This is a genomic window from Streptomyces sp. BJ20 (assembly GCF_022869105.1).
In the GTDB taxonomy this organism is placed as follows: domain Bacteria; phylum Actinomycetota; class Actinomycetes; order Streptomycetales; family Streptomycetaceae; genus Streptomyces; species Streptomyces griseoincarnatus.
This window is the reverse complement of record NZ_CP094918.1, coordinates 603,981-630,845: the sequence shown is the minus strand read 5'-3', so window position 1 is coordinate 630,845 and position 26,865 is coordinate 603,981. Positions and strand designations below refer to the sequence as shown.

At 72.2% G+C, this 26,865-nt stretch carries 28 protein-coding genes and 4 tRNA genes; 8 read left to right on the top strand and 24 right to left on the bottom strand.

The window, feature by feature from the left end:
* Window positions 1-8 precede the first annotated feature (8 nt).
* Together secE and MTR79_RS03020 are read right to left on the bottom strand one after the other, a co-directional pair.
* Window positions 9-278 carry a preprotein translocase subunit SecE gene (secE, locus tag MTR79_RS03025; RefSeq protein WP_086704420.1) on the bottom strand — a complete coding sequence of 90 codons (270 nt, stop codon included), beginning with the start codon at window positions 276-278 and terminating at the stop codon, window positions 9-11.
* 108 nt (window positions 279-386) lie between these two features.
* Window positions 387-459 (bottom strand) — tRNA-Trp (locus tag MTR79_RS03020).
* Window positions 460-743: 284 nt separating this feature from the next.
* Here MTR79_RS03020 and MTR79_RS03015 point away from each other — a divergent pair.
* Both MTR79_RS03015 and MTR79_RS03010 read left to right on the top strand, forming a co-directional pair.
* Window positions 744-1,970, top strand: a complete 1,227-nt coding sequence (locus tag MTR79_RS03015; RefSeq protein ID WP_086704431.1) for a pyridoxal phosphate-dependent aminotransferase — start codon at window positions 744-746, stop codon at window positions 1,968-1,970.
* Between the two features lie 126 nt (window positions 1,971-2,096).
* On the top strand, window positions 2,097-3,137 hold the full coding sequence (locus tag MTR79_RS03010; RefSeq protein ID WP_086704419.1) for an adenosine deaminase: 1,041 nt from the start codon (window positions 2,097-2,099) through the stop codon (window positions 3,135-3,137).
* On the opposite strand, the gene MTR79_RS03005 is transcribed toward MTR79_RS03010, so the two are convergent.
* From MTR79_RS03005 to MTR79_RS02975, 7 genes are all read right to left on the bottom strand, one after another.
* Complete coding sequence (locus MTR79_RS03005) at window positions 3,082-3,801, bottom strand: hypothetical protein (protein WP_244789077.1); 720 nt, start codon at window positions 3,799-3,801, stop codon at window positions 3,082-3,084. The genes MTR79_RS03010 and MTR79_RS03005 overlap by 56 nt on opposite strands.
* 74 nt (window positions 3,802-3,875) lie before the next feature.
* A complete protein-coding gene (locus MTR79_RS03000; RefSeq protein WP_244789075.1) occupies window positions 3,876-4,931 on the bottom strand; it encodes a UDP-N-acetylmuramate dehydrogenase in 1,056 nt (351 codons plus the stop codon).
* A 71-nt stretch (window positions 4,932-5,002) separates the two neighbouring features.
* Complete coding sequence (locus MTR79_RS02995) at window positions 5,003-5,431, bottom strand: MaoC family dehydratase (protein WP_048458088.1); 429 nt, start codon at window positions 5,429-5,431, stop codon at window positions 5,003-5,005.
* Between the two features lie 8 nt (window positions 5,432-5,439).
* Complete coding sequence (locus tag MTR79_RS02990; protein WP_048458079.1) at window positions 5,440-5,892, bottom strand: MaoC family dehydratase N-terminal domain-containing protein; 453 nt, start codon at window positions 5,890-5,892, stop codon at window positions 5,440-5,442.
* Between the two features lie 119 nt (window positions 5,893-6,011).
* Window positions 6,012-6,176, bottom strand: a complete 165-nt coding sequence (gene rpmG / locus MTR79_RS02985; protein ID WP_003948671.1) for a 50S ribosomal protein L33 — start codon at window positions 6,174-6,176, stop codon at window positions 6,012-6,014.
* Between the two features lie 88 nt (window positions 6,177-6,264).
* Window positions 6,265-6,337: transfer RNA gene (locus MTR79_RS02980), tRNA-Met, on the bottom strand.
* A gap of 46 nt (window positions 6,338-6,383) precedes the next feature.
* Window positions 6,384-6,456, bottom strand: a tRNA-Thr gene (locus MTR79_RS02975).
* A 209-nt stretch (window positions 6,457-6,665) separates the two neighbouring features.
* Here MTR79_RS02975 and MTR79_RS02970 point away from each other — a divergent pair.
* Complete coding sequence (locus MTR79_RS02970; protein ID WP_086704414.1) at window positions 6,666-7,934, top strand: amidohydrolase family protein; 1,269 nt, start codon at window positions 6,666-6,668, stop codon at window positions 7,932-7,934.
* 369 nt (window positions 7,935-8,303) lie between these two features.
* The gene (locus tag MTR79_RS02965) at window positions 8,304-8,960 is read left to right on the top strand and encodes an SDR family oxidoreductase (RefSeq protein WP_102641364.1); all 657 of its coding nucleotides are present in this window, start codon (window positions 8,304-8,306) and stop codon (window positions 8,958-8,960) included.
* Between the two features lie 18 nt (window positions 8,961-8,978).
* On the opposite strand, the gene MTR79_RS02960 is transcribed toward MTR79_RS02965, so the two are convergent.
* Both MTR79_RS02960 and MTR79_RS02955 read right to left on the bottom strand, forming a co-directional pair.
* The gene (locus tag MTR79_RS02960) at window positions 8,979-9,191 is read right to left on the bottom strand and encodes a hypothetical protein (RefSeq protein ID WP_086703910.1); all 213 of its coding nucleotides are present in this window, start codon (window positions 9,189-9,191) and stop codon (window positions 8,979-8,981) included.
* A 378-nt stretch (window positions 9,192-9,569) separates the two neighbouring features.
* A tRNA-Tyr gene (locus MTR79_RS02955) sits at window positions 9,570-9,651 on the bottom strand.
* A gap of 236 nt (window positions 9,652-9,887) precedes the next feature.
* Between MTR79_RS02955 and MTR79_RS02950 the strand changes: the two genes are divergently transcribed.
* Window positions 9,888-10,376 carry a YajQ family cyclic di-GMP-binding protein gene (locus MTR79_RS02950; protein ID WP_048460776.1) on the top strand — a complete coding sequence of 163 codons (489 nt, stop codon included), beginning with the start codon at window positions 9,888-9,890 and terminating at the stop codon, window positions 10,374-10,376.
* A gap of 136 nt (window positions 10,377-10,512) precedes the next feature.
* Here MTR79_RS02950 and MTR79_RS02945 read toward each other — a convergent pair whose 3' ends face one another.
* On the bottom strand, window positions 10,513-10,779 hold the full coding sequence (locus MTR79_RS02945) for a GlsB/YeaQ/YmgE family stress response membrane protein (protein ID WP_026243884.1): 267 nt from the start codon (window positions 10,777-10,779) through the stop codon (window positions 10,513-10,515).
* A gap of 93 nt (window positions 10,780-10,872) precedes the next feature.
* Here MTR79_RS02945 and MTR79_RS02940 point away from each other — a divergent pair, with 93 nt between their 5' ends.
* Window positions 10,873-12,162 (top strand): APC family permease, encoded by a 1,290-nt coding sequence (locus MTR79_RS02940; protein ID WP_244789073.1) that lies wholly within the window; start codon window positions 10,873-10,875, stop codon window positions 12,160-12,162.
* 149 nt (window positions 12,163-12,311) lie between these two features.
* Here MTR79_RS02940 and MTR79_RS02935 read toward each other — a convergent pair whose 3' ends face one another.
* The 12 genes from MTR79_RS02935 to MTR79_RS02880 all read right to left on the bottom strand — a co-directional run bounded on the left by MTR79_RS02935 (window position 12,312) and on the right by MTR79_RS02880 (window position 23,763).
* The gene (locus MTR79_RS02935) at window positions 12,312-12,707 is read right to left on the bottom strand and encodes a YccF domain-containing protein (protein ID WP_086701115.1); all 396 of its coding nucleotides are present in this window, start codon (window positions 12,705-12,707) and stop codon (window positions 12,312-12,314) included.
* Window positions 12,704-13,564, bottom strand: coding sequence for a zinc metalloprotease HtpX (gene htpX / locus MTR79_RS02930; protein ID WP_189366655.1), 861 nt, complete (start codon window positions 13,562-13,564; stop codon window positions 12,704-12,706). Before htpX ends, MTR79_RS02935 begins: the two co-directional genes overlap by 4 nt.
* Window positions 13,565-13,793: 229 nt before the next feature.
* On the bottom strand, window positions 13,794-15,305 hold the full coding sequence (locus MTR79_RS02925) for an NADH-quinone oxidoreductase subunit N (RefSeq protein ID WP_244789071.1): 1,512 nt from the start codon (window positions 15,303-15,305) through the stop codon (window positions 13,794-13,796).
* Window positions 15,302-16,876 carry an NADH-quinone oxidoreductase subunit M gene (locus MTR79_RS02920; protein WP_244789069.1) on the bottom strand — a complete coding sequence of 525 codons (1,575 nt, stop codon included), beginning with the start codon at window positions 16,874-16,876 and terminating at the stop codon, window positions 15,302-15,304. The genes MTR79_RS02925 and MTR79_RS02920 overlap by 4 nt, the downstream gene beginning before the upstream one ends.
* Before the next feature lie 6 nt (window positions 16,877-16,882).
* Window positions 16,883-18,877, bottom strand: a complete 1,995-nt coding sequence (locus MTR79_RS02915) for an NADH-quinone oxidoreductase subunit L (protein WP_244789066.1) — start codon at window positions 18,875-18,877, stop codon at window positions 16,883-16,885.
* Window positions 18,874-19,278 (bottom strand): NADH-quinone oxidoreductase subunit NuoK, encoded by a 405-nt coding sequence (gene nuoK, locus MTR79_RS02910; RefSeq protein WP_048460769.1) that lies wholly within the window; start codon window positions 19,276-19,278, stop codon window positions 18,874-18,876. The genes MTR79_RS02915 and nuoK overlap by 4 nt, the downstream gene beginning before the upstream one ends.
* The gene (locus MTR79_RS02905; RefSeq protein ID WP_244789064.1) at window positions 19,278-19,946 is read right to left on the bottom strand and encodes an NADH-quinone oxidoreductase subunit J; all 669 of its coding nucleotides are present in this window, start codon (window positions 19,944-19,946) and stop codon (window positions 19,278-19,280) included. The genes nuoK and MTR79_RS02905 overlap by 1 nt, the downstream gene beginning before the upstream one ends.
* Window positions 19,943-20,500: an NADH-quinone oxidoreductase subunit I gene (locus MTR79_RS02900; RefSeq protein ID WP_086701126.1), complete on the bottom strand. Its 558-nt coding sequence runs from the start codon at window positions 20,498-20,500 to the stop codon at window positions 19,943-19,945. Before MTR79_RS02900 ends, MTR79_RS02905 begins: the two co-directional genes overlap by 4 nt.
* Window positions 20,500-21,468, bottom strand: a complete 969-nt coding sequence (locus MTR79_RS02895) for a complex I subunit 1 family protein (protein ID WP_048460766.1) — start codon at window positions 21,466-21,468, stop codon at window positions 20,500-20,502. Before MTR79_RS02895 ends, MTR79_RS02900 begins: the two co-directional genes overlap by 1 nt.
* Window positions 21,465-22,745 (bottom strand): NADH-quinone oxidoreductase subunit C, encoded by a 1,281-nt coding sequence (locus MTR79_RS02890; RefSeq protein WP_244789062.1) that lies wholly within the window; start codon window positions 22,743-22,745, stop codon window positions 21,465-21,467. The genes MTR79_RS02895 and MTR79_RS02890 overlap by 4 nt, the downstream gene beginning before the upstream one ends.
* Window positions 22,742-23,380, bottom strand: coding sequence for an NADH-quinone oxidoreductase subunit B (locus tag MTR79_RS02885; RefSeq protein ID WP_048460764.1), 639 nt, complete (start codon window positions 23,378-23,380; stop codon window positions 22,742-22,744). Before MTR79_RS02885 ends, MTR79_RS02890 begins: the two co-directional genes overlap by 4 nt.
* A complete protein-coding gene (locus MTR79_RS02880) occupies window positions 23,371-23,763 on the bottom strand; it encodes an NADH-quinone oxidoreductase subunit A (RefSeq protein ID WP_048460763.1) in 393 nt (130 codons plus the stop codon). Before MTR79_RS02880 ends, MTR79_RS02885 begins: the two co-directional genes overlap by 10 nt.
* 239 nt (window positions 23,764-24,002) lie before the next feature.
* On the opposite strand from MTR79_RS02880, the gene MTR79_RS02875 reads away from it, so the two are divergent.
* Together MTR79_RS02875 and MTR79_RS02870 are read left to right on the top strand one after the other, a co-directional pair.
* Window positions 24,003-25,229 (top strand): sensor histidine kinase, encoded by a 1,227-nt coding sequence (locus MTR79_RS02875; RefSeq protein ID WP_189366659.1) that lies wholly within the window; start codon window positions 24,003-24,005, stop codon window positions 25,227-25,229.
* A gap of 110 nt (window positions 25,230-25,339) precedes the next feature.
* The gene (locus MTR79_RS02870; RefSeq protein ID WP_244789060.1) at window positions 25,340-26,704 is read left to right on the top strand and encodes a sensor histidine kinase; all 1,365 of its coding nucleotides are present in this window, start codon (window positions 25,340-25,342) and stop codon (window positions 26,702-26,704) included.
* Window positions 26,705-26,865 lie beyond the last annotated feature (161 nt).

The window sequence follows — 26,865 nt, the reverse complement described above, 5'->3', positions numbered from 1 at the left end:
CTCGGGGATCAGCCGAAGACGTACTTGGCGGCGTTGCTGAGGCCATAGTCGATCAGCGTGATCAGACCGATCATCACGACCACGAAGATGATCACGGCGATCGTGTACGACGTCAGCTGGTTGCGCGTGGGCCAGACGACCTTGCGGAGTTCCGCGATGATCTGGCGGTAGAAGAGCGCGAGACGCTTCAGAGGGCCCTTCTTGGCCCGCTTGCCGCCCTTGCGAGGCTTCTGCTCCTGGGCATCAGGCATGTCGATGGAGCCCACGGCGTCCGTCACTCGTCCTCACCTGATTCCGGGTCGTGGCCGTGCCGCGCCCGGTCTGAGCCGCACGGCGGTGCATTGCTGTACGTACATGCGCACACATCCTGGCGAAGGTGTGTGTAGCAGGGCCGGAGGGACTTGAACCCCCAACCGCTGGTTTTGGAGACCAGTGCTCTACCAATTGAGCTACGACCCTTTGTGCGTCCCCCAACGTACCGCATCCGGCCGGATGCTTGGTGTGCACCGGCTGAGCACGGGCCGCTGAAGGCCAACGAGGTGAGAGTGTACGTGTTCCTGGGCCGGGCGTCGAACAGAAAGTGCCTGGGAGGGGGCTCACCGGCCACACGAAGGCCGGTGATCGTCCAGGCCACAGCGCCTGCGGACGCGTGATGCGGACTGGTGTTCCACCCTTTGCCCGGTGTTGTTCAGTCCGTGAAACCGCTGTGCCGAGTGTGTTTCGTGTCTGGAACGATGGTCCTCATGAGCGCTGCAACCCCTCCCACCGAGCGCCGGGTCTCCGCCCGAGTCGGCGCGATCTCCGAGTCCGCCACCCTCGCCGTGGACGCCAAGGCCAAGGCCCTCAAGGCCGCCGGGCGACCGGTGATCGGCTTCGGCGCCGGTGAGCCCGACTTCCCGACGCCGGACTACATCGTCGAGGCCGCGATCGAGGCCTGCAAGAACCCGAAGTACCACCGGTACACCCCGGCCGGCGGCCTGCCCGAGCTGAAGCAGGCGATCGCCGCCAAGACGCTGCGCGACTCCGGCTACGAGGTCGACCCGGCCCAGATCCTGGTCACCAACGGCGGCAAGCAGGCCATCTACGAGGCCTTCGCCGCGATCCTCGACCCGGGCGACGAGGTCATCGTCCCGGCGCCGTACTGGACGACGTACCCCGAGTCGATCCGGCTGGCGGGCGGTGTCCCGGTCGAGGTCGTCGCCGACGAGACCACCGGCTACCGGGTGAGCGTGGAACAGCTGGAGGCGGCCCGCACGGAGAACACCAAGGTTCTCCTGTTCGTCTCGCCCTCCAACCCGACCGGCGCCGTCTACAGCCGCGAGCAGATCGAGGAGATCGGCCGCTGGGCCGCCGAGAAGGGCCTGTGGGTCCTCACGGACGAGATCTACGAGCACCTGGTCTACGGGGACGCCGAGTTCCACTCCCTGCCGGTGGTCGTGCCCGAGCTGGCCGACAAGTGCATCGTCGTCAACGGCGTCGCCAAGACGTACGCCATGACCGGCTGGCGGGTCGGGTGGGTCGTCGGCCCGAAGGACGTCGTGAAGGCCGCCACCAACCTGCAGTCGCACGCCACGTCGAACGTGTCGAACGTCGCGCAGGCCGCCGCCCTCGCCGCCGTCTCCGGCGGCCTGGACGCGGTCGCCACGATGCGTGAGGCGTTCGACCGCCGCCGCAAGACCATCGTGCGGATGCTCAACGAGATCGACGGTGTGGTCTGCCCCGAGCCCGAGGGCGCGTTCTACGCGTACCCGTCGGTGAAGGCGCTGGTCGGCAAGGAGATCCGGGGCAAGCGCCCGCAGGACACGGTCGAGCTGGCCGCATTGATCCTGGAGGAGGCCGAGGTCGCGGTGGTCCCCGGTGAGGCGTTCGGCACGCCGGGCTACCTGCGGCTGTCCTACGCGCTGGGCGACGAGGACCTCGTCGAGGGCGTGAGCCGCATCCAGAAGCTGCTGGCGGAGGCGCGGGACTGAGTTCCCGTCCGTTCCGCATCGGGGGCGCCCAGGACTTTCCTGGGCGCCCCCGTTCGTCTGTGCGAGCAAGACCACGTCCGGCGAAAGCGCTACCGGGACGGCCGGATCGTGCGGCAGGATCGGCGGATGGAGCGTGTACGTGATGTCTCTGAGCTGCCGAAGGCCCACCTGCATCTGCACTTCACCGGGTCGATGCGGCCGAGCACCCTGCTGGAGCTGGCCGACAAGTACGGGGTGCGTCTGCCCGATGCCCTGACCGACGCCCTGACCGGCGGGGAGCCGCCCCGGCTGCGGGCCACGGACGAACGCGGCTGGTTCCGCTTCCAGCGCCTGTACGACGCGGCACGCTCGTGCATCAGAGCGCCCGAGGACATCCAGCGGCTGGTGCGTGAGGCGGCCGAGGAGGACATCCGGGACGGCTCCGGCTGGCTGGAGATCCAGGTCGACCCGACGTCGTACGCGCCCCGGCTGGGCGGGCTGATCCCGGCGCTGGAGATCATCCTCGACGCGGTGGACTCGGCGTCCCGCGACACCGGGCTCGGTATGCGGGTGCTGGTGGCCGCCAACCGGATGAAGCACCCCCTGGACGCCCGCACGCTGGCCCGCCTCGCCGTGCGCTACGCCGACCGGGGGATCGTCGGCTTCGGTCTCTCCAACGACGAACGGCGCGGCATGGCACGCGACTTCGACCGGGCGTTCGCCATCGCGCGGAGCGGCGGGCTGCTGTCGACGCCGCACGGCGGCGAGCTGGCGGGACCCGCGTCGGTGCGGGACTGCCTGGACGACCTGGAGGCGCACCGCATCGGGCACGGCGTGCGGGCGGCGGACGACCCGCGGCTGATGAAGCGGCTCGCCGACCGGGGCGTCACCTGCGAGGTGTGCCCGGCGTCGAACGTCGCCCTCGGCGTCTACGACAAGCTGGCGGACGTGCCGCTGCGCACGCTGTTCGAGGCGGGCGTGCCGATGGCGCTGGGCGCTGACGACCCGCTGCTGTTCGGCTCCCGGCTGGCGGCGCAGTACGAGATCGCACGGCGGCATCACGACTTCACGGACGCGGAGCTGGCCGAGCTGGCCCGGCAGTCCATCCGGGGCTCGGCGGCGCCGGAGGACGTCAAGGAGAAGCTGCTGTCGGACGTCGACGCGTGGCTGACCGCCCCGGTGGGGTGAAGTGAGCCAGGGGCGGATACGCCTGGAAGCCGATGTCCAGCTCCGTCCCCCGGCCCCGGGACAGGGGCAGCAGTGTGGTGAGCGAGGAGCGGAGCACGTCGTACCCCTTGGCCGCCCGCTTGTCGAGCGGGCCGAAGCCGGCCACCTCGGAGATCCTCACGGAGGCGGCGGCGAAGGTGTCCCGCGCGCCGGACAGGAACAGCGTGCGGGCGTGGACGGCGGGCTGGACGCGGCCGGTCCGGGGCAGGCGGTCCCAGCGCCGCTCCCAGAGGTTTTCCCAGTCGGCGGCGTGCCGCGCGGTGCGCCGTTCGTCGGTGCGGACGGCCCGCGGGGCGCCCTGGGTGAGCCCGCGGCGCAGGGCGGGCCAGATGGAGGGCCGCAGTCCGAGCGTCTGATGGACGAGGACCAGGTCGACGGGCACGCCCTGGGGGAAGTCCCGGGGGATGCTCTGCCGGAGCGGGACGTGGACGACCGTGTGCGGGGAGTACGCCGCGAAGGAGAACAACCCGGCGAGGCGCGCCAATCCATCGTGGTCCCCGACCAGGTAGCCCCAGTCGCGTATGGGGTCGACGAGCGTGGTGTGCCGCAGCGCGGGGCGCGGCTGCACGACCCGGAACGCGTAACGCCCGGCGCGCGGCCGGAACTCCTCGGCCCTCAGCCGCACGGATGCTTCCTCATGCCGTCAGGGATACGCGCGACGGGCCGGGCGCGGCAACGCAATTACGCGGTCGGCGCCTCTCAGAGGCCGACGCCCACCATGACCGGCTCGTTCACCAGGGTGATCCCGAACGCCTCACGGACGCCCGCCACGACCTCGCGGGCCAGGGCGAGCAGGTCCTCCGTGGTGGCCTCACCGCGGTTGGTGAGCGCGAGGGTGTGCTTGGTGGAGATGCGGGCGGGCCCGCTGCCGTACCCCTTGGTGAAGCCGGCCTTGTCGATCAGCCAGGCCGCGGAGGTCTTGGTGAGTCCGTCTCCGGCGGGGTAGGCGGGCGGCTCGACGCCGTCCCCCCACCGCTCCCGTACACGCGTACGGAATGCGGCGAACGTCTCGTCGTCGAGGATCGGGTTGGTGAAGAAGGAGCCGGCCGACCAGGTGTCGTGGTCCTCCGGGTCCAGCACCATGCCCTTGCCGGCGCGGAGCTTCAGCACCGTGTCGCGGGCGGTGGCCAGCGGCACCCGCTCGCCGGGTGCGACACCGAGCACGCGAGCGGTCTCGGCGTACTTGACCGGGCCGGACATGCCGCCGGCGTCCTCCAGCCGGAAGCGGACGCGCAGGACGACGTACCGCTCGGGGTCGACCTTGAAGCGGCTGTGCCGGTAGGAGAAGGCGCACTCCTCGTTGGAGAGGGTGACGGTCTCGCCGGTGCGCCGGTCGTAGGCGACGACCTCGGTGATCGTCGAGGCGACCTCCTGGCCGTACGCGCCGACGTTCTGGATGGGGGTGGCGCCCGCGGAGCCGGGGATGCCGGCCAGGCACTCGATGCCGGCGAGTCCGGCCTCCACGGTGGCGGCGACGGCGTCGGTCCACACCTCGCCGGCGGCCAGCTCCAGGCCGGTGCCGTCGAGGGTGACGCCCTTGGTGGCGACGACGAGCGCGGTGCCGTCGAAGCCCTTGTCGCCGATGACCAGGTTGGAGCCGCCGCCGATGACGAGCAGCGGGGTGCCCGCGGCGTCAGCCTCGCGGACGGCGGCGATCACCTCGTCGTCGGTGGTCGCGGTGACCAGCCGGGTGGCGGGGCCGCCCAGCCGGAAGGTGGTCAGCGGGGCGAGGGGGGCGTCGTGGAGTTCCTGCACGGGCTCAAGACTACGAGACGGCGCCCCCGCCCCCGCTCCCCCGCCACCGCGGCTCCGGGTCGGGCCCGGACTCAGGCGAGGCGTACGACCGCGCGCGAGGCGCCGAGGACCTTCTGGCCGGCGCTGGTCGCGGTGAGGTCGACGCGGACGGTGTTGTCGTCGAGCTTGGCGGCGACCTTGCCGCTGACCTCGATGACGGCGCCCTTGTCGTCGTCGGGGACGACGACCGGACGGGTGAAGCGGACGCCGTACTCGACGACCGCGCCGGGGTCGCCCACCCAGTCGGTCACGACGCGGATCGCCTCGGCCATGGTGAACATGCCGTGCGCGATGACGTCGGGCAGCCCGACCTCCTTGGCGAACCGCTCGTTCCAGTGGATGGGGTTGAAGTCGCCGGAGGCCCCCGCGTACTGGACGAGGGTGGCGCGCGTCACGGGGAACGTCTGCGCGGGCAGCTCGGTGCCGACCTCGACGTCGGCGTAGGAGATCTTCGCCGTCATGGTGTGGTTCACGCCTCCTCGGCCGCGCGGGCCACCAGCTTGGTCCAGGCGGTCACGACGTGCTCGCCGTCCTGGTCGTGCACCTCGCCGCGGATGTCCAGTATGTCGTTGCCCGCCATCGTCCGGATGGTCTCGATGGTGGAGGTGACGGTGAGCCGGTCGCCGGCACGCACGGGCCGGTTGTAGGCGAACTTCTGGTCGCCGTGCACGACGCGGCTGTAGTCGAGGCCGAGCTGCGGGTCGGCGACGACCTGGCCCGCGGCCTTGAACGTGATGGCGAACACGAAGGTCGGCGGGGCGATCACATCGGGGTGGCCGAGCGCCTGGGCCGCCTCCGTGTCCGTGTACGCCGGGTTGGCGTCCCCCACTGCCTCGGCGAACTCGCGGATCTTCTCCCGGCCCACCTCGTACGGCTCGGTGGGCGGGTAGCTCCGCCCCACGAAGGACTGGTCGAGCGCCATGCGCGCGGCACCTCCTGTGTCGGTCCAGGACCGACATGTCTCACGGTGTGTGGTGTCGGTGGGGAAACGACACGAGGCCGCCCCCCGAGTGGGGGGACGGCCTCGTGTACGAGCCTGATTTATCGCGTCTCGCGGTGCGCGGTGTGCGCGTTGCAACGCGGGCAGTGCTTCTTCATCTCAAGACGGTCCGGGTTGTTACGCCGGTTCTTCTTGGTGATGTAGTTCCGCTCCTTGCACTCCACGCAGGCCAGCGTGATCTTCGGGCGGACGTCGGTGGCAGCCACGTGAGTGCTCCTTGACGAACGGATGGACTTGATTAACGCAAGAAGAGTAGCCGATCGAAGGACCGACCCCGCAATCGGCTACTGACAGTAGCGGTGACCGGACTTGAACCGGTGACACAGCGATTATGAGCCGCTTGCTCTACCGACTGAGCTACACCGCTTTGATGCGATCGGGCCCCGCCTCGCGGCGGGAACCTCTCACACCAGAGCCCCAAAACGGAATCGAACCGTTGACCTTCTCCTTACCATGGAGACGCTCTGCCGACTGAGCTATTGGGGCGAGCGATGAAGACATTACACGGTCCGCCGCCGTTCGCCCAAATCCGTTTCCGCCCTCCGTCCCCCTCCCGGACGGACGTGCCACGCCGGTACGACTATTGCGCTCCTCCCGGCGCGGGACGGGGGGCCGTCCTAGGCTCGACTCACTCTGCGTGATCTTGTCTCAGCGTGACGTGCGTCCTCGTGCGCAGCCCGAGCCCCAGGAGCGCGATGACCGACAACCGGCCGCAGCCACCGTCCCAGCCGTGGTCCTCGCCCTCCGGTTCCGGTCCGGCCGGCCCTCCCCCGCTCCTCCTGTGCGGCGCCCGCCTCACGGACGGCCGGACCGTGGACGTACGGCTGGGCGGCGGGCGCATCGAGGCCGTCGGCACGGCGGGCAGCCTCACGGCGGACGCGACACGCGCGTGCGTGCCACGGCTGGACCTCACCGGCTACCTGCTGCTGCCCGCCCCGGCCGAACCGCACGCCCACGCCGACACCGCCCTGTCCGCCGACGGTCCGGGGCCCGTCTCGCAGGACCCCCAGGACGTGCAGCGCCGGGCGACGGAGGCGGCGCTGCTCCAGCTCGGGCACGGGGCGACGGCCCTGCGTGCGCACGTGCGGGTGGGGGACATGGCGGGGCTCGGCGCGCTGCGGGCCGTGCTGCGCGCGGCGCGCTCGCTGCGCGGGCTGGCCGAGCTGACCACGGTGGCGATGCCCCGGGTGCTGACCGGGGTGGCCGGGGCGGACGGGATGGCGGTGCTGCGGGACGCGGTGAAGATGGGCGCGTCCGTGGTGGGCGGCTGTCCGGACCTCGACCCCGACCCCGCAGGCTATGTGGAGGCGGTGCTGGAGACGGCCTCCGAGCACGGCCTGCCGGTCGACCTGCACACCGACGCGTCCGACCCGGCCCGGCTGGCCCGTCTCGCGGCGATCGCGGGCGGGCTGCGTCCGGGGGTGACGCTCGGCCCGTGCGGGGGCCTGTCCGCCCTCCCCGCCGACGTCGCGGCCCGAACGGCGGAGCGGCTCGCGGCGGCCGGGGTGACGGTGGTGTGCCTGCCTCAGGGCGGCTGCGGCGCGGCGGACGGCCGGGACGCGGCGCCGGTGCGGCTGCTGCGCGCGGCGGGCGTGCAGGTGGCGGCGGGGAGCGGCTCGCTGCGGGACGTGTCGAACCCGGTGGGCCGCGGCGACCCGCTGGAGGCGGCGTACCTGCTGGCCTCCTGTCAGGGCCTGTCCCCCGAGGACGCGTACGCGGCGGTGAGCACGCGGGCACGGGCGGCGATGGGGCTGCCGGAGGTGCGGGTGGAGGCGGGGTTCCCCGCCGACCTGCTGGCGGTACGGGGCGACGGCCTGCCGGCCGCGCTGTCCCTGGCGTACAGCCGCATCGTGGTGCACGGAGGGCGTGTGGTGGCCCGCACGAGCGCGGTGCGGGAGTACTGCGACTCGGCGGCGTCAAGCTCGGGTCGAGGACTGCCGCGGCAGGGGCGCGGGCCTGCGTAGGACGCGCCCCAGGCCGGGCGAGTCTGCTGCGTGCACGGAGGGCGTGAGGTGGCCCGCACGAGCGCGGTGCGGGAGTACTCGACTCGGCGGCGTCAAGCTCGGGTCGAGGACTGCCGCGGCAGGGGCGCGGGCCTGCGTAGGACGCGCCCCCGGTCGGGCGAGTCCTGCTGCGTGCACGGAGGGCGTGAGGTGGCCCGCACGAGCGCGGTGCGGGAGTACTGCGACTCGGCGGCGTCAAGCTCGGGTCGAGGACTGCCGCGGCAGGGGCGCGGGCCTGCGTAGGACGCGCCCCCGGTCGGGCGAGTCTGCTGCGGTGCGGAGCGGCTGGTCGCACGGCGGACGGGCCCGGTACGACGTACGGTCGAAGGCATGCGCATTGTCATCGCTGGTGGTCATGGTCAGATCGCGCTTCGGCTGGAGCGGTTGCTCGCCGCGCGCGGGGACGAGGCGGCGGGCATCATCCGCAAACCCGAACAGGCGGACGACCTGCGGGAGCTGGGCGCGGAGCCGATCGTGCTCGACCTGGAGTCGGCGTCCGTGGAGGAGGTCGCGGAGGTCCTGAAGGGCGCGGACGCCGCGGTGTTCGCGGCGGGCGCCGGCCCGGGCAGCGGCGTGGGCCGCAAGGACACGGTGGACCGGGCGGCGGCGGTCCTGTTCGCGGACGCGGCCGTGCGGGCGGGCGTACGCCGGTTCGTCATCGTGTCGTCGATGGGCGCGGACGCGGAGCACCAGGGGGACGAGGTCTTCGACGTGTATCTGCGCGCAAAGGGCGAGGCGGACGCGTACGTACGGAGTCTGGACGGTCTCGACTGGACGATTCTGCGGCCGGGTCAGCTGACGGACGAGCCTGGCACGGGGCAGGTCCGCCTGGAGGCACGCACGGGCCGCGGCCCGATCCCCCGCGACGACGTGGCGGCCGTCCTGGCGGAACTGGTGGACACGCCCGCGACGGCGGGCCTCACCCTGGAACTGATCAGCGGCTCGGCGCCGGTTCCGGTGGCGGTCAGGTCGGTCGCGGGCAACTGAGCGGGGTGGGGGGCCGGTTCAGAAGAGGGGCATCTGCCCGGGGAACGGCGGTACGACGTAGCCGTCCAACGAGGGCTGCTCGGGGCCCGGTTGGGCGAGCCGACGGGACCCCGGGCAGGAGGTCAGCTCCCCGCTGCCGCGAGCGCCGGGCGGATCGTGCCGCGCGTACCGCCCGGCGACGACGGCGATCTCACGACGGCACTCGGGACAGGGACGACGACGCGGCGACATGCGTCCAGTGTGCCCGTGTGTCCTGCTGCCGGGGTGTCAGCTCGCGGCGACCAGGACCTCGAGGTGCGACGACGCCCCTGTCCTGCCGGACCGCGGGCATGGTCCACGTTTGGTTGACCGAGCGTGGGGGCGGGCTGGTCAACGCCTGTACCTGGGGAGACTGGAGCAGCGTGGGCACCGCCCTGTCGGCCGACTCGGGCGGGGGCGTGGATACGGCGGCAAACCTCACGCGAGCGGTACGGGAGGCGGTGCTGCACGAAGCGGCGGACGGGTGAGGCGCGGGCGGGTCTCGGAGGGTCCGGCCCCGCCGCCGTGCCCGTCAACGACGAAAGGGTCTGCGATCAGCATTGCTGCTGGTCACAGACCCTTTCGGTCGTGTGGCGGCGCCAGGATTCGAACCTGGGAAGGTAGAACCGGCAGATTTACAGTCTGCTCCCTTTGGCCGCTCGGGCACACCGCCGGGGTTGCTGCACTGAACCCCGCCTTCCGGCGGTGCTCGCTGGCAACGACGTAAACAATACCCGATGGACAGGGGTGCTCCGCCACCCGATTGATCGCCACCCCGGGGCCGGGGGGTGACTAGGCTGGTCCGGATGCGGTCCGGGGCCGATGCCGGGCTCGGGGACCGCTCCCAGTACACCGGTACGCATCCGGTGCGCAGCCCGATACGCACCCCGAATCAAGGAGCCACAGGACATGGCCGACTCCAGTTTCGACATCGTCTCGAAGGTCGAGCGGCAGGAGGTCGACAACGCCCTCAACCAGACCGCCAAGGAGATCTCGCAGCGCTACGACTTCAAGGGCGTGGGCGCCTCGATCTCGTGGTCCGGGGAGAAGATCCTCATGGAGGCGAACTCCGAGGACCGGGTGAAGGCAGTCCTCGACGTCTTCCAGTCCAAGCTGATCAAGCGGGGCATCTCCCTGAAGGCCCTGGACGCGGGTGAGCCGCAGCTCTCGGGCAAGGAGTACAAGATCTTCGCGACGATCGAGGAGGGCATCTCCCAGGAGAACGCGAAGAAGGTCGCGAAGATCATCCGCGACGAGGGCCCCAAGGGCGTGAAGGCCCAGGTGCAGGGCGACGAGCTGCGCGTCACCTCCAAGAGCCGGGACGACCTCCAGGCCGTCATCTCGCTGCTCAAGGGCAAGGACTTCGACTTCGCCCTGCAGTTCGTGAACTACCGGTAGGACGGCCGACGCGCCGGACGAACGAACGGACGGACAGACGGAGAAGGGTGGGTGCCTGCTCAGGCGCCCACCCTCTTTGTGTCGTCACGTCGTCGGTCGCACCGTCGTCGGTCGCGTCGTCGCCGGGCCCCCGTCGTCAATCGCGCGAGTGGCCGAACAGGATGCGGTACGCGATCAGCAGGACCAGCGAACCACCGATCGCGGCCACCCACGTGGTGCCGTCGTAGAAGTCCTTGCTGATCGGGTGGTCCAGCCAGCGGGACGAGATCCAGCCGCCGATGAACGCGCCGGCGACGCCGATCAGGGTCGTGCCGACGAGGCCGCCCGGGTCGCGGCCGGGCAGCAGGAACTTCGCGATGGCTCCGGCCAGCAGGCCCAGAATGATCCAGCTGATGATCGTCATGCCGAGTACCTGCCCTTTCCCGCCGGCCTTTGCACCATGAAGGACGTCACGAGTCCACCTACCGGTTGCCTTTGATCAGTAGGGTGCGGCCCCATGACGCACGCCCCCGCCGATCCCGGCCCTTCCGGACTGCGCCGCACCCTCGGGACGGGCGACGCCGTGGTCGTCGGCCTGGGCGCGATGCTCGGCGCGGGCATCTTCGCCGCGCTCGCGCCCGCCGCGCGGGCCGCCGGTTCGGGGCTGCTCCTCGGGCTGGCCGTCGCCGCCGTCGTCGCCTACTGCAACGCCGGTTCGTCGGCCCGCCTGGCCGCGCTGTACCCGGCCTCGGGCGGAACCTACGTGTACGGCCGGGAGCGGCTCGGGGAGTTCTGGGGCTACCTGGCCGGGTGGGCGTTCGTCGTCGGCAAGACGGCGTCCTGCGCCGCGATGGCGCTCACCGTCGGCGCGTACGTCTGGCCAGGGCAGGCGCATGCTGTGGCCGTCGCCGCCGTGGTACTGGTCACGGCGGTCGACTACGGCGGGGTACAGAAGTCCGCGTGGGTGACGCGGGCGATCGTGGGTGTGGTCCTGGCGGTCCTCGCTTCCGTGGTGGTCGTGTGTCTGACGTCCGGGGATGCCGCCCCGAGCCGGCTGGACGACGGCGTGTCGGGTGGGGCCGGCGGGGTGCTCCAGGCGGCCGGTCTGCTGTTCTTCGCGTTCGCCGGGTACGCGCGGATCGCGACCCTCGGCGAGGAGGTGCGGGATCCCGCGCGCACGATCCCGCGGGCCGTCCGGGTGTCCCTGGGAATCGCGCTCGTGGCGTACGCGGCTGTCGCCGTCGCTGTCCTTTCCGTGCTGGGAGCGGAGTCGCTCGGTGCGTCCGTCGCGCCGCTCGCCGACGCGGTGCGGGCGGCCGGGGTACCCGAGCTCGCGCCGGTGGTGCGGGCGGGTGCAGCGGTCGCCGCGCTGGGATCGCTGCTCGCCCTGCTGCTCGGGGTGTCACGGACGACGCTGGCTATGGCCCGGGACCGGCATCTCCCGGCGCCACTGGCCGCCGTCCATCCGCGGTTCCGTGTGCCGCACCGGGCGGCGCTGGCCGTGGGCGGTGCCGTCGCCGTCCTGGCCACCACCGTCGACCTGCGGGGCGCTGTCGGGTTCTCCTCCTTCGGTGTGCTGACGTACTACGCCCTGGCGAACGCCTCGGCCTGGACACTGCGCCGGGGTGTCGCGGCCCGAGTGGTACCGGCGGTGGGGTTCACCGGGTGCGTGGCGCTGGCGTTCTCCCTGCCCTGGACCTCGGTGGCCGTGGGCGCGGCGGTGCTCGGTGCGGGTGTGGTGGCGTACGGGGTGCGGAAGGTGTGGGGGCGGCGGCAAGGTGATCATCCGGATCCGGGCGGGCAGTGACCCGTCCGTGGATTCATGATGCGCGGCTGCGGCGGGACGCGTGCGGGCCTGTGGACGAACCGGCGGTTGTGGACAACTCCCCGCCCGGCCCGCGGCCACGCCCGGCCATGACCCGCCCCGCCCCTCCCCCGCAAGGCCCGCCGCTCACCTCACCAGCGGTCTGTGAACGCCTGGTCCGTACGGACGACCTCGCGGCCCAGCGGGAACAGCGAGACCGGGATCAGCTTGAAGTTGGCGATGCCGAGCGGGATGCCGATGATCGTCACGCACAGGGCCAGGCCCGTGAGGATGTGGCCGAGGGCGAGCCACCAGCCCGCGAGGATCAGCCACAGCACGTTGACGACGAAGGACGGGGCGCCGGCGTCGCGGCGCTCCACCGTCGTGTACCCGAAGGGCCACAGGGCGTAGACGCCGATGCGGAACGCGGCCACTCCGAACGGGATGCCGATGATCGTGACGCACAGCAGCAGGCCGGCCACCAGGTAGCCGAGGAACAGCCAGAAGCCGCTGATGACGAGCCAGATGAGATTCAGGATGGTCTTCACAGGTGGCCTGCCATCTTCTCGAGCCGGGCGATGCGTTCCGCCATCGGCGGGTGGGTGGAGAACATCTTGGCGAGCCCCTGCCCCGGGCGGAAGGGGTTCGCGATCATCATGTGACTGGCCGTCTCGATACGCGGCTCAGGGGGCAGTGGGAGCTGTTTGGTGCCCGCTTCCAGCTTGCGCAGGGCGCTCGCCAGGGCCAGGGGGTCGCCGGTGAGCTGGGAGCCGGAGGCGTCCGCCTCGTACTCGCGGGAGCGGCTGATGGCCAGCTGGATGAGGGACGCCGCGAGCGGGCCCAGGATCAGGATGAGCAGCATGCCGAGCAGGCCCGGGCCGTCGTCGTCGTCCGAGCGGCCGATCGGGATCAGCCAGGCGAAGTTGACCAGGAACATGATCACGGAGGCGAGGGCGCCGGCGACCGAGGAGATCAGGATGTCGCGGTTGTAGACATGACTGAGTTCGTGGCCGATGACGCCGCGCAGCTCCCGCTCGTCGAGGAGGCGCAGGATGCCTTCCGTGCAGCACACCGCCGCGTTGCGCGGATTGCGGCCGGTGGCGAAGGCGTTGGGGGCCTCCGTCGGCGAGATGTAGAGGCGCGGCATGGGCTGGCGGGCCTGCGTGGAGAGCTCACGGACCATCCGGTAGAGACCGGGGGCCTCGAACTCGCTCACCGGGCGCGCCCGCATCGCTCGCAGGGCCAGCTTGTCGCTGTTCCAGTACGCGTAGGCGTTGGTGCCCAGCGCGACGACGACGGCGATGACGAGCCCCATACGGCCGAACAAGCTGCCGATGACGATGATGAGCGCGGACAGTCCCCCGAGGAGGACAGCGGTCCTGAGCCCGTTGTGCCGGCGGTGCACGGTACGCCCTCCAAGTCGTGCGGCAGGGGAACCCTTGCTGGCTGATCTTCCGTCTGACCTGCGCTGCCCACTGGTGCCGTGGTGTCACGTCCAGTGGAACCCCCCGTATCGGTCAACGCCAGGCGAAGGGCACTAGTTCCCTTGTGGGCGTGGTGGCGCGTGTCAACCGTCCGGGTGACGGCCGCGCGGGGCGGGAACGGGCGGCCCCGCGCGTGGAGCACCGGGACGCCTAGAAGAGCCCGGTCTCCGTGAAGCGCAGCACCAGTTGCGGGGCGCCGGACAGGACGATGCCGAGGACGCCGGTGAGGGCGAGCGCCGCGGTGAGCGGTGCGGGAAGGCGGTGGGCCGCCGCCTCGCCGTCGGGGGCCGTCTCCGGCGCGCGGAACAGCAGCGCCGTCCAGCGCAGGTAGTACACCAGCGCGATGACGACGTTCACGGCCATGACGACGGCCAGCCAGCCGAGCCCCGCGTGGACGGCCGCCGCGAACACGGTGACCTTGGCGAAGAGGCCGATGACGCCCGGTGGGAGGCCGGCGAGGCACAGCAGGAAGAAGCCCATGAGCAGCGCGGTGAGCGGGCGCGCGGCGTACAGACCGCGGTAGTCGGCGACACGGTTGAGCCGGTGCGCCCGGCCGACGAGGGCGGCCACCGCGAAGGCGCCCAGGTTCACGGCTCCGTACATGAGGGCGTAGGCGAGGGTGGAGCCGACCGACTTCTCGGGGTCGTCGGAGTACCCGGCGGCGGCGATCGGCACCAGGAGGTAGCCGGCCTGGCCGACGGACGACCATGCGAGCAGGCGTACGGCGCTGTACGCGCGCGTGGACTGCTGGCGCAGGGCGCCGACGTTGCCGGCGGTCATGGTGAGCGCGGCCAGCACGGCGAGGGCGGGGGCCCAGGCGTCGGCGTACGAGGGGAGGGCCACGACGGTGACGAGGATGAGGCCGGAGAAGCCGACCGCCTTGCCGATGACGGACAGGTAGGCGGCGATCGGCAGCGGGGCGCCCACGTAGGTGTCGGGGACCCAGAAGTGGAAGGGGACGGCGGCCGTCTTGAAGGCGAAGCCGACGAGGGTGAGGACGACACCGGTCTGCGCGAGGGTGGCGAGCTGCCCGTCGACGTCCTGGATGCGTTCGGCGACCCGGGTGAGGTGGAAGGTGCCGGTGGCGGCGTAGACGAAGCTGATGCCGAGCAGGCTGACCGCGGTGGCGGTGACGGAGGACAGGAAGAACTTCAGGGCGGCCTCGGAGGACCTGCGGTCGCCGTGGCGCAGGCCGACCAGGGCGAACGCGGGCAGCGAGGCGACCTCCAGGGCGACGACGAGGGTCGCGAGGTCCCGGGAGGCGGGCAGCAGGGCCGCGCCGGCGGCGGAGGAGAGGAACAGGAACCAGTACTCGCCCTCGGGCAGCCGCTTGCCGGAGTCCTTCAGCGCGGTCACCGACAGCAGGGCGGAGAGCAGGGCGCCGCCGAGCACCAGGAACTGGATGACGAGGGTGAAGCGGTCCGCGGTGTAGCTGCACACCTCGGTGTCGCCGACCAGGCAGAAGGTGGAGCGGTCGGCGTCGAGGAGCGGCAGCAGCATGAGCGCGGCGGCCGCGAGTCCGGCCACCGCGATCCAGCCGAGCACGGGCTTCCTGGACTCCGTGAGGAACAGGTCGGCGACCAGCACGACGAGTCCGACGACCGCCGCGACGGTGGGCGGTGCGATGGCCAGCCAGTCGACGGACTGGACGAGGGAGGTCATCGGGTGCCTCCTGCGAGAAGCTGCTGCACGGCCGGGTCGGTCAGCCCGAGGAGGGCCTTGGGCCACAGGCCGGCGACGACGGTGAGGACGACGAGCGGGGTCCAGGCCGCGAACTCGTAGGAGCGCACGTCGGTGTAGGCGGGCGTGTCCTTCGGGGCGGCGCCCATGCAGACGCGGCGGACCACGATCAGCAGGTAGGCGGCGGTGAGCAGGGTGCCGAAAGCGCCGATCGACATGAAAGTGAGGAAGGCCGGGCGGCTGAGCCCCTCGGCCGGGTCGAAGGCGCCGAACAGCGCGAGCATCTCGCCCCAGAATCCGGCGAGACCGGGCAGGCCGAGGGAGGCGACGGCGGCGAAGGCGAGCAGGCCGCCGAGGCGAGGCGCCCGGCCGTAGAGGGCGGCCCCGGTCTCCTGGGCGAGGGCGTCGAGGTCGGTGCTGCCGGTGCGCTCCTTCAGGCCGCCGACCAGGAAGAACAGCAGGCCGGTGATGAGGCCGTGGGCGATGTTGGCGAACAGGGCGCCGTTGACTCCGGTCGGGGTCATGGTCGCGATGCCGAGCAGCACGAAGCCCATGTGGCCGACGGAGGAGTAGGCGATCAGACGCTTGAGGTCGCCCTTCGCGCCCTTCCTGGCCAGGGCGAGGCAGGCCAGGGACCCGTAGACGATGCCGACGACGGCGAACGCGGCGAGGTACGGCGCGAAGGTGCGGAAGCCGTCGGGCGCGGCCGGGAGCACGATGCGGACGAAGCCGTACGTGCCCATCTTCAGCAGGACGCCGGCGAGCATGACGGAGCCGACCGTCGGGGCGGCGGTGTGGGCGTCGGGCAGCCAGCTGTGCAGCGGCCACATCGGCGTCTTCACCGCGAGCCCGATCCCGATCGCCAGAACCGCGACGACCTGCACGGATACGGAGAGTGACCGGCCGTTGTCAGTGGCGAGTGCCACCATGTCGAACGTGCCCGCCTTGATCCCGATCAGGAGCAGGCCGAGCAGCATGACCACCGAGCCGAGCAGCGTGTACAGGATGAACTTCCAGGCGGCCTCGGCCCGGCCCTCGCCGCCCCAGCGGGCGATGAGGAAGTACATCGGGACGAGGACGGTCTCGAAGGCGAGGAAGAACAGGACGAGGTCGAGGACGGCGAAGGTCGCCAGGGTGCCGGACTCGAGGACGAGCAGCAGGGCGACGAAGGCCTTCGGGGACGGCCCCGCGGGCGGCTTGAAGTACGAGTAGAGGGCGCTGAGGAAGGTCAGCAGGGCCGTCAGGACGAGAAGGGGGAGCGAGATGCCGTCGATGCCGAGGTGGATCCGCACGTCGAGTGCGGGGATCCAGCTGATGTCGGTCGTGGCCTGCATCTTCGACGGGTGGTCGTGGTCGAAGCCGAGCGCCAGGACGGTCGCGGCGATGAGGATCACGCCGGTGACGGTGACGCCGTGGCGGAGCACGGCCTGCTCGGGCGACTTCCCCTTCAGCCCGGGCGGGGCGGGCAGCAGAGCGGCGGCCGCGCCGAGGAGCGGGCCGACGACGGTCAACGCCAGAAGGAACTGCATCACGGACTCGTTGATATCGATCACGCCTGCTCACGCTCCCGTGGCGACGAGGACGGCGGCGACCGCGAGGACGACGGTGCCGGCGAGCAGCGCGCTCACATAGGTCTGCAGATTGCCGGTCTGGGCGCGCCGGACGGCGGCGCCGAGCCAGCGGGGCAGGGTGCCCGCGCCGCGTACGTAGGTGTCGACGACCTCCCGGTCGAGGAACCGCACGAGGCTGGCGCCGGCACGCACCGGGCGGACGAAGAGCGCCGAGTACACGGCGTCCAGGTGGAAGCCGACGGCGGCGTGCCGGTGCAGCCGGCCGAGCAGCAGCCGTCCGGGGTCCGAGGGGTCGGCCGCGTAGGCGACGTCGCCGTAGGCCGGTTCGTGGCTCGCGATGGCCTCCGCCTCGACCTGCCCGGCGTCGCCCTCGGGGTGGGCGGCGACGGCGCCGAGCGGGACGCGGGCGGCGTGCGCGGTGGTGTGCCGCCAGGTGGCGTAGGTGACGATGCCGCCGACCAGGGCCACGCCCGTGCCGAGCACGGAGGTGGTGAGGGTCGGAGTGAGGTCCTGCCCGTCGAACCAGTCGGGCAGGACTCGGAAGGCGAAGCCGCCGAACGCCAGCGACGGTACGGCGAGCACCCACAGCACGGTGGTCATGGTGAGCGGCTGACGCCCGTGGTCGGGCGCCTCGGTGCCGCTGCCGCGGAAGGCGAGCAGCCACAGCCGCGTCGCGTACGCGGCGGTGAGGAGGGCGGTGAGCAGTCCGGCGAGGAGCACGATCCAGCCCGCGGCGGCGGGGGCGTGCTCGGTGTGGCCGGTGACGACCTGCTCGGCGACGCCGAGGACGGCCTCCTTGGAGAAGAAGCCGCTGAACGGCGGGATCGCGGCGAGCGCGAGGAGCGCCACGGTCATCGTCCAGTAGGCGTCGGGGACGCGGTCGCGCAGGTGGCTCATGCGGGACATGGCGGCCAGGGAGTTGGTGCCGGCGGCGTGGATGATCACGCCGGCGGCGAGGAAGAGCAGCGCCTTGAAGGCGCCGTGGGACAGGAGGTGGAAGACGGCGGCGCCGCGGTCGGCGACGGCGAGGGCGCCGGTCATGTAGCCGAGCTGGCCGATCGTCGAGTAGGCGAGGACGCGTTTGATGTCGTCCTGGGCGAGGGCGGCGACCGCCGATCCGGTCATCGTCACGGCGGCCATGACGGCGAGGACGGTCATCGCGGCCTGCGAGGCCTCGAAGAGCGGAAGGAGACGGGCGACGAAGTAGACGCCGGCGGCGACCATCGTCGCGGCGTGGATCAGCGCGGAGACGGGGGTGGGGCCCGCCATCGCGTCCGGCAGCCAGGTGTGCAGCGGGAACTGCGCGGACTTGCCGGCCACGCCGGCGAGGAGCAGCAGGGCGATCAGCGTCGGGTGGTCGATGCCGCCGTGCGCGACGGCGCCGAGGATCCGGGTGATGCGGAAGGACCCGGTGTCGGCGGCGAGCGCGAACAGGCCGATGAGGAAGGGGACGTCGCCGAGCTTGGTGACCAGGAAGGCCTTCAGGGAGGCGGCGCGCGCCTCGGGGGTCTCCCAGTAGTGGCCGACGAGGAAGTAGGAGCAGATGCCCATCACTTCCCAGCCGACCAGCAGCACCATCAGGTCGCCGGTGTAGACGACCAGGAGCATCGCGGAGGTGAACAGCGAGACGAGAGCGGCGTACGACGGGTAGCGCGGGTCGTCGCGCAGATAGCCCGTGGAGTAGATCTGCACACAGGTCGCGACGGTGGCGACGACCACGGCGGTGAGGGCGGCGAAGCCGTCGATGTGCAGGGCGAGTTCGATCGGGACCGAACCGGTGGGAGTGAGCTCGGTCGCGGCGTCGACCGGGGCGCCGCCGCCCTGGCGTGCTGCAACGGTGGCGGCCAGCGCGAGGGAGGCGAGCGTGGGCAGGACGGCGAGCGGGCGGGCGAAGCCGGGTGCGGTGCGGCCCAGCAGCAGTCCGGCGAGCGCGCCGAGGAACGGAAGGAGGGGGACGAGGACGGCGAGGGTGGTCGTGGTCACGCGGTGGCCTCGGCCTTCTCGCCGGCGGCCGGGGCGGGGAGGGCGCGGCCGGTGGCGTCGCTGTCGGGGTCGTCGGGGTCGTGGCCCTCGGCGGTGTCGCGGAGCCGGTCGACGTCCGAGGTGCCGCGGTTGCGGTACACGGCGAGGACGATCGCGAGGCCGATGCCGATCTCGGCGGCGGCGATGGCGATGGTGAACAGCGCCAGGGCCTGGCCGGAGTGGAGGGTGTCCTCGGCGGCCCGGCTGAGCCAGGCGTCGAAGGCGACGAGATTGAGGTTGACGGCGTTGAGCATCAGCTCGACCGACATCAGCACCAGGATCGCGTTGCGGCGGGCGAGGACGCCGTAGAGGCCGGTGCAGAAGAGGAGCGCGGCGAGGACGGCGGGATAGGCGAGGTGCATCAGCGGGCCCCTTCCTGGTCGCGCCGGGTGCGGGTCGCGCCGGTCGCCGTGCCGGACGCGGCCGTGTCCTTCGCGCCGCGCTCGGAGCCGGCCTTGGCCTTGCGGGACAGGACGATCGCGCCGACGAGCGCGGCGAGGAGGAGGACGGAGAGGGCCTCGAAGGGGAGGACCCAGTGCTGGAAGAGGCTGGCGCCGGTCACCTCGGTGGTGCCGGAGGGGGCGCCGTCCAGGTCGATCCAGGTGGTGCGGAAGGCGTCGACGACCACCCAGACCAGAGCGCCGGCCGCGGCGACGGCGACGGTGAGGGCGACCCAGCGGTTGCCGGAGTCGGCGTCCGGTGAGCGGCCGATGGGGGCGCGGGTGAGCATCAGCCCGAACAGGAGGAGGACGACGACGGAGCCGACGTAGATGAGGACCTGCACCCAGGCGATGAACTCGGCGGTGAGCAGCAGGTATTCGACGGCCAGTCCGCCGAGGGCGACCACCAGCCACAGGGCCGCGTGCACCAGCTGGCGGGTGGTGACGGTGACGACGGCGGCCCCGAGGGTGACCAGGCCGACGAGGAGGAAGGTGATCTCGACGCCGGTCGGGGACAGGAAGCCGGGCGGCTCGGCCGCCCGGTGCAGAGTGCCGGCCGCGAGCGCGCCGGCGGTCGCTGCGGTGCTCACGCGCGGCCCTCCTGACCCGGTTCGTCGGCCTGGGCGGCCGCGAGTTTCTCGGCGGTCTTGCGGGCTGCGGCCACTTCCTTCGGTTCCTCCGCGCCGGGGTCGAGGGCGGGCGGGGCCGGGACGGTCCACATCCACTCGCGGAGCTTGTCCCGCTCGTGGGTGAGGTCACGGATGTCGGTCTCCGCGTACTCGAACTCCGGGGACCAGAACAGCGCGTCGAAAGGACAGACCTCGATGCAGATACCGCAGTACATGCACAGGGAGAAGTCGATGGCGAACCGGTCGAGGACGTTCCGGCTGCGCTCGCGGCCGCCGGGGGCGGCGGGCGGGACGGTCTCCTTGTGCGAGTCGATGTAGATGCACCAGTCGGGGCACTCGCGGGCGCACAGCATGCAGACCGTGCAGTTCTCCTCGAACAGGCCGATCACCCCGCGGCTGCGGGGCGGCAGTTCGGGCTGGGTGTCCGGGTACTGGGCGGTGACGGACTTCCGCGTCATCGTCCGCAGTGTGACGGCCAGGCCCTTGGCCAGGCCGGAGCCGGGGATCGGGGCCATTACAGGAACACCACCTTGACGACGCCGGTGAGGGCGATCTGGGCGAGGGCGAGGGGAACGAGGAGGGTCCAGGCGAACTTCTGCAACTGGTCCTCGCGCAGACGGGGGTAGCTGACGCGCAGCCAGATGACGACGAAGGCGAGGACGGCGGTCTTCAGCAGGGTCCACACCCAGCCGAGCCCGTCGGCGCCCCAGGGGCCGTGCCACCCGCCGAGGAACAGCACGGTGGTCAGCCCGCACAGCACGACGATCCCGGCGTACTCGGCGAGGAGGAACAGGGCGAAGCGCAGGCCGGTGTACTCGGTGTACGCGCCGAAGATGATCTCCGAGTCGGCGACCGGCATGTCGAAGGGCGGGCGCTGGAGTTCGGCGAGACCGGCGATGAAGAAGACCAGCGCGCCGGTGATCTGCCAGGGCAGCCACCACCACTCGAACGCGTCGAGGATGCCGACGAGCGACACGGTCCCGGCGGCCATCGCCACGGAGGCGGCGGTGAGCAGCATCGGCAGTTCGTACGCGAGGAGCTGGGCCGCGGTACGGAGGCCGCCGAGGAGGGAGAACTTGTTGGCGGACGCCCAGCCGGCCATGAGCGAGCCGAGGACGCCGACGCCCATCACGGCCAGGACGAAGAACACGCCCGCGTCCAGTACCTGTCCGACCGCGCCCTCACCCGGCCCGATCGGGACGGCGAGCAGCACGAGGAGGTACGGCAGGAGAGCGACGGCCGGGGCGAGCTGGAAGATACGGCGGTCCGCGCCGGCCGGTACGACGTCCTCCTTCTGCGCGAACTTCACACCGTCGGCGATGAGCTGGGCCCAGCCGTGGAAGCCCCCGGCGTACATGGGGCCGACGCGGCCCTGCATGTGCGCCATGACCTTGTGCTCGGTCTGGCCCACGAGCAGGGGGAAGGTCAGGAAGACGACGAACACGACGAGGAGTCGCAGGGCGACGTCGGATACGTCGGTCACCGCGTGCCTCCTGAGGGTTCGTCGGGGGTGGTGGGGTCGGTGTCGCCCTTGCCAGGACGCGCTTCGGGCTTCGGGGCGGGCTGCGGCTCGTCGTCCGGCTCCGACACCTGAGGCTCACGCTCCGGGTCGTCCGGCCCCTCGAAGGCCGGCCGTGCGTGGTGCCACGGGGCGTCGGGGCTGCGCGGGGCGACGGGCGGCTTACGGTCGTGCCGCTCCTCGGTGGCACCCGCTGCCGTGTCGTCGGCGGCCGGCGCCTGGTCCTGTCCCGCGCGCTGACTCGCGGAGCCCTCGGACGCGGACCGCGCCCGGCGGGGACCACCCGTGCCCGGGGCGCTCTCGCGCTGCGACGCCGAGCCCTCGCTCGCGCTGCGTGACCGGCGCGCGGGGGCGTCCGGCCGCCGGCTCGCGGAACCCTCGGACGCCGACCGCGCCCGACGAGGCGCGCCACTCCCGGCGGCACCGGCACCCGAGTCGCCCGTACCCCTCTGGCTCGCCGACCCCTCCGACACCGACCGCGACCTGCGCGTCCTGACGGGCGTCTGAGGCTCGGCCGCCTCAGTCACCTCAGCACCCGTGCCGGCGCCCGCCCCCGCCGTCTGGCTCGCCGAGCCCTCGGAGACGGAGCGGGTGCGGCGGGGCGGGCGTTCGCCCGGGGTGCGGGTCGACGGGGTGGCCGTGCGGCGGGCGGGGCGGGCCGGGGCGGGCGGGAGCTGGCCCTTGAGCGGGCCCCACTCGTTCGGGTCGGGCACGCCCGGCGGCAGCATCTGGCGCCGCTTGGGTCCGCCGTGCTCCGGCTCCCCCGGTTCCTTGGCGCCGGGCCACGCCTTGGCGACGCGGGCCGCGAGGACGAAGTCCTTGCGGAGCGGATGGCCCTCGAAGTTGTCGGGCAGCAGCAGGTGGTCGAGGCCGGGGTGGCCGGTGAACTCGACACCGAACATCTCGTGGGTCTCGCGTTCGTGCCAGGCCGCGCCCGCGTAGACGTCCACGGCGGACGGCAGGACGGGGGCCTCGTGCGGCACGGTGGTGCGCAGCAGCAGCCGCCGTACCGGGGCCAGGGCGGCGACGTGGACGGTCACGCGGAAGCCGGTGCCGGTTTCGTCGACGGCGCTGAGCCAGTCGAAGAAGGTGCAGCCGAGGCGGTCACGGGCGGCCTCGAGGGCGGGGATCCAGGCGTCGGACGGCACGTCGACGGTGAGGACGCCGTACGCCTCCTCCGCCGTGGCCTGCGCGCCGAACAGGTCCTCGACGTCCGCGGGGAGCCAGCCGACGGCGGTCATCCGGCGTCCCCCTCGCCCTTGGACGCGGGCGGCCGGACCAGCCCGCTCTGCAGCGCCGCCGCCGAGGGACGCCCCGCGGAGCCGGTGCCGTACCGCTCACCCAGGGACTCGCGGGCGATCTTCTCCTGGAGCTTGAGGATGCCCTGGAGCAGCGCCTCGGGCCGGGGCGGGCAGCCGGGGACGTAGACGTCGACCGGGATGATCTGGTCGACGCCCTTGGTGACGGAGTAGGAGTCCCAGTAGGGGCCGCCGCAGTTGCTGCACGCACCGAAGGAGATGACGTACTTCGGCTCGGGCATCTGCTCGTACAGGCGTTTGACGGCGGGCGCCATCTTGTCGGTGACCGTGCCGGAGACGACCATCAGGTCGGCCTGGCGGGGTCCCGGGGCGAACGGGATGACGCCGAGGCGGATGAAGTCGTGCCGGGCCATCGACGCGGCGATGAACTCGATCGCGCAGCAGGCGAGGCCGAAGTTGAACACCCAGAGCGAGTAGCGGCGGCCCCAGTTGAGGACCACCTTCATCGGCTCGGGGGCGAGCCGGGCGAGCGCGCCGAGCCTCCCCTTGCCTTCACCGGGGGGAAGTCCCGGCTCCGGCAGGAGCACCGGCTCGGGGGCGGCAGGGTTCACGTCCATGTCAGGACGCCCTTCTTGTAGGCGTACAGCAGGCCCACGGCGAGGAAGCCGAGGAAGACGAACATCTCCACGAGGGTGGTCGCGCCGTAGCCGTCGGCGGCGAAGACGGTCGCCCAGGGGAACAGGAAGATCGAGTCGACGGCGAAGATCACGTAGAGGAAGGCGTACACGTAGTAGCGGACCTGGGTGTGGGCCCAGCCCTCGCCGACGGGGTCGACGCCGCACTCGTACGTCAGCAGTTTCTCCGGCGTGGGCACCACCGGCCGCAGCAGGCGGCCCGCGCCGAAGGCGACGGCGACGAACAGCAGGCCGAGGACGGCGAGCAGTCCGACGACCGAGTAGGACTGGAAGTAGTCCGCCGCGACGACGGTCGTTTCCCGCACGTCCGCCCCTCACTCCTCAGATCGGCGACCAGGCGCTCCTGCCTGTGCCCTGCCCTTGATCCGTGCCGGTGAACGCCGAACGCCACGGTCCGACGATCTGTACGCACGGAGTCTAGGCCCTGATAAAGGCACGGTAAGCAGCCCGTCGGGGCTCGGCATGCGGGGGTGGGGTTTTCCTCAGTTCAGGTTGGCGGTCCGCCTCATGGCGCGGGCCCTCCGCCGCCGGGCAGGCTAGGCCCATGACCGAACCGATCCCGCAGCCGGCCGGACCGGGCGACCGCCCGCCGCCGGCCCGCTTCGCCTACGACGCGCACACCTGGAAGGAGATCGCGCATCTCCTGACGAACCTCCCGGTGTCGATCGTCGGCTTCGTCTACACGGTGACCGCGCTGTCCGTCGGTGCGGGCCTGACGGTCACGGTGATCGGTCTGCCGCTGCTCGCGCTCGGTCTGATGGGGGCGCGGCAGCTGGGCAGGATGGAGCGGGCGCGCGCGAGGGCCCTGCTCGGGGTACGGGTCGACGAGCCGAGCCCGCTGCCGTGGCGGAGGTCAGGCGGTTTCTGGCCGGGGCTGTGGCAGGCGGTCAAGGACCCCGTGGGATGGCGGACGTGCCTGTTCACGCTGATACGGATGCCATGGGGCGTCCTCACCTTCACGGTCACGCTGACCGGGCTGTTCGTGCTGTGGCCGGTGCTGGCGTTCGTGGTGCGGGCGATGGCCGACGTGGACCGGGCGATGGTGCGGGGTCTGCTGTCGCCGTCGGACGAGCTGGAGAGACGCATCGCCGAGCTGGAGTCGGACCGCGGGGTCGTGGTGGACACGGCGGCGGCGGACCTGCGGCGCATCGAGCGGGACCTGCACGACGGGGCGCAGGCCCGGCTGGTGAACCTGGCGATGGGGCTGGGGCTGGCGAAGGAGAAGCTGCTGGAGGACCCGGACGCGGCGGCATCGATGGTCGAGGAGGCGCACGGCGAGGTGAAGCTGGCGCTGCAGGAGCTGCGGGACCTGGCGCGCGGCATCCACCCGGCGGTGCTCACCGACCGGGGTCTGGACGCGGCCCTGTCGTCGGTCGCCGCGCGGTGCACGGTGCCGGTGGCCGTCACCGTCGACCTGGAGGAGCGGCCGGCGCCCGCGATCGAGGGCATCGCCTACTTCACGGTCTCGGAGCTGCTGCAGAACGTCAGCAAGCACAGCCGGGCACGGTCGGCGTCGGTGGAGGTGTGGCGGTCGGACGACCGGCTGTTCCTGCAGGTGCGGGACGACGGTGTGGGCGGGGCGAGCCTCGACGGCGGTACGGGCATGCGGGGGCTGGCCGACCGGCTGGGCGCGGTGGACGGGCTGTTCGTCGTGGACTCCCCCGAGGGCGGTCCGACGACGGTGACGGCCGAGCTGCCGTGGCGGGACCGCTCCGGCACCCCGGCCGGGAAGGCGCCGGGCAAGGGGACGCCCGCCCGCGGGCGTAGGTAGGGAAAACCCCCCGCCGAAGACTGCGACGGCCTTCATTCCCCGCCGACCTACGGCGCAGCACTCTGGTTGTACGACAGCACAGCCGCCGGACGAGGAGAAGGACGAAGCCGATGGCCACGGAGTACGGACAGGGTTACGGGCTTCCCACCGGCCCCGGACACGCGCGGGGCGTGGGGGGACGGCGGCACCGGATGCCCGCGGCGCTGCGGGCGCCGGTCGAGGGGCGCGCCTGGCGGGAGCTGGCCTATGTGCTGCTGAGCCTGCCGATCAGCATCCTGTTGTTCACCTACGCGGTCACGATGGTGTCGCTGGGCGCGGGCCTGCTGGTGACGTTCCTCGGGGTGCCGGTGCTGGCGGCGGCGCTCGCCGGGTGCCGGGGCATCGGGTCGGTGGAGCGGGCGCGGGCGCGCGGGCTGCTGGGCCTCGACGTGGGCGAGCCGGAGCCGCTGCGGCTGAAGCGGCAGGGGTTCATGGGCTGGATCGGGGCGGTGCTGAAGAGCGGCACGTCCTGGCGGGCGCTGCTGTACTCGGTGCTGCAGCTGCCGTGGGCGGTACTGTCCTTCACGGTGACGGTCACGTTCTGGTCGGTGGGCTGGACGCTGCTGACGTACCCGCTGTGGTTCTGGGTGCTCCCGACGTACGCGGGCCAGGACGGCATACAGCTGTACGGCGACGAGCAGCGGGCGATCTACCTGGACAACCCGTTCGAGATCGCGGTGACGGCGGGCGTGGGTCTGCTGTTCACGCTGGCCACGCCGTGGATCGTGCGGGCGCTGACGACGGTGGACCGGGTGATGGTGCACGGGCTGCTGGGCCCGTCGCGGCTGGCGACCCGGGTGGTGGAGCTGGAGTCGGACCGCGGGGTCGTGGTGGACACGGCGGCGGCGGACCTGCGGCGCATCGAGCGGGACCTGCACGACGGGGCGCAGGCCCGGCTGGTGAACCTGGCGATGGACCTGGGTCTGGCGAAGGAGAAGCTGCGGGAGGACCCGCAGGAGGCGGCGCGGATGGTGGACGAGGCGCACGGCGAGGTGAAGACGGCCCTGCAGGAGCTGCGGGACCTGGCCCGTGGCATTCACCCGGCGGTCCTCACCGACCGCGGTCTGGACGCCGCGCTCTCCGCGGTCGCCTCGCGCTGCACGGTGCCGGTGCAGGTGGAGGTGGATCTGTCGGAGCGGCCTGCGCCCGCGATCGAGGGCATCGCCTACTTCACGGTCTCGGAGCTGCTGCAGAACGTCAGCAAGCACAGCCGGGCGACCTTGGCGGCCGTGGAGGTGTGGCGGTCGGAGGACCGGCTGATGCTCCAGGTGGTGGACAACGGCGTGGGCGGCGCGAACCTGTCGCGCGGTTCGGGTCTGGCGGGTCTGGCGGAGCGGCTGGACGCGGTGGACGGGATCCTCGTGGTGGACTCGCCGGCCGGCGGCCCGACGCGGGTGACCGCGGAGCTGCCGTGGCGCGCGGAGCGGGCGCGATGACCGCGCGGTGAGGTGAGCGGTCCGGCGGACGGACACACGGGCGGGTGCGGGCCCTGGGGGCGCGCACCCGCCCGGTGACGCGCGCCGGTGCCAGGGGCGGGTCCGGACCGGCCGGCGGCACGCGATGACGACACCCCCGATCGCGTTGCCGCGGCCCGTCC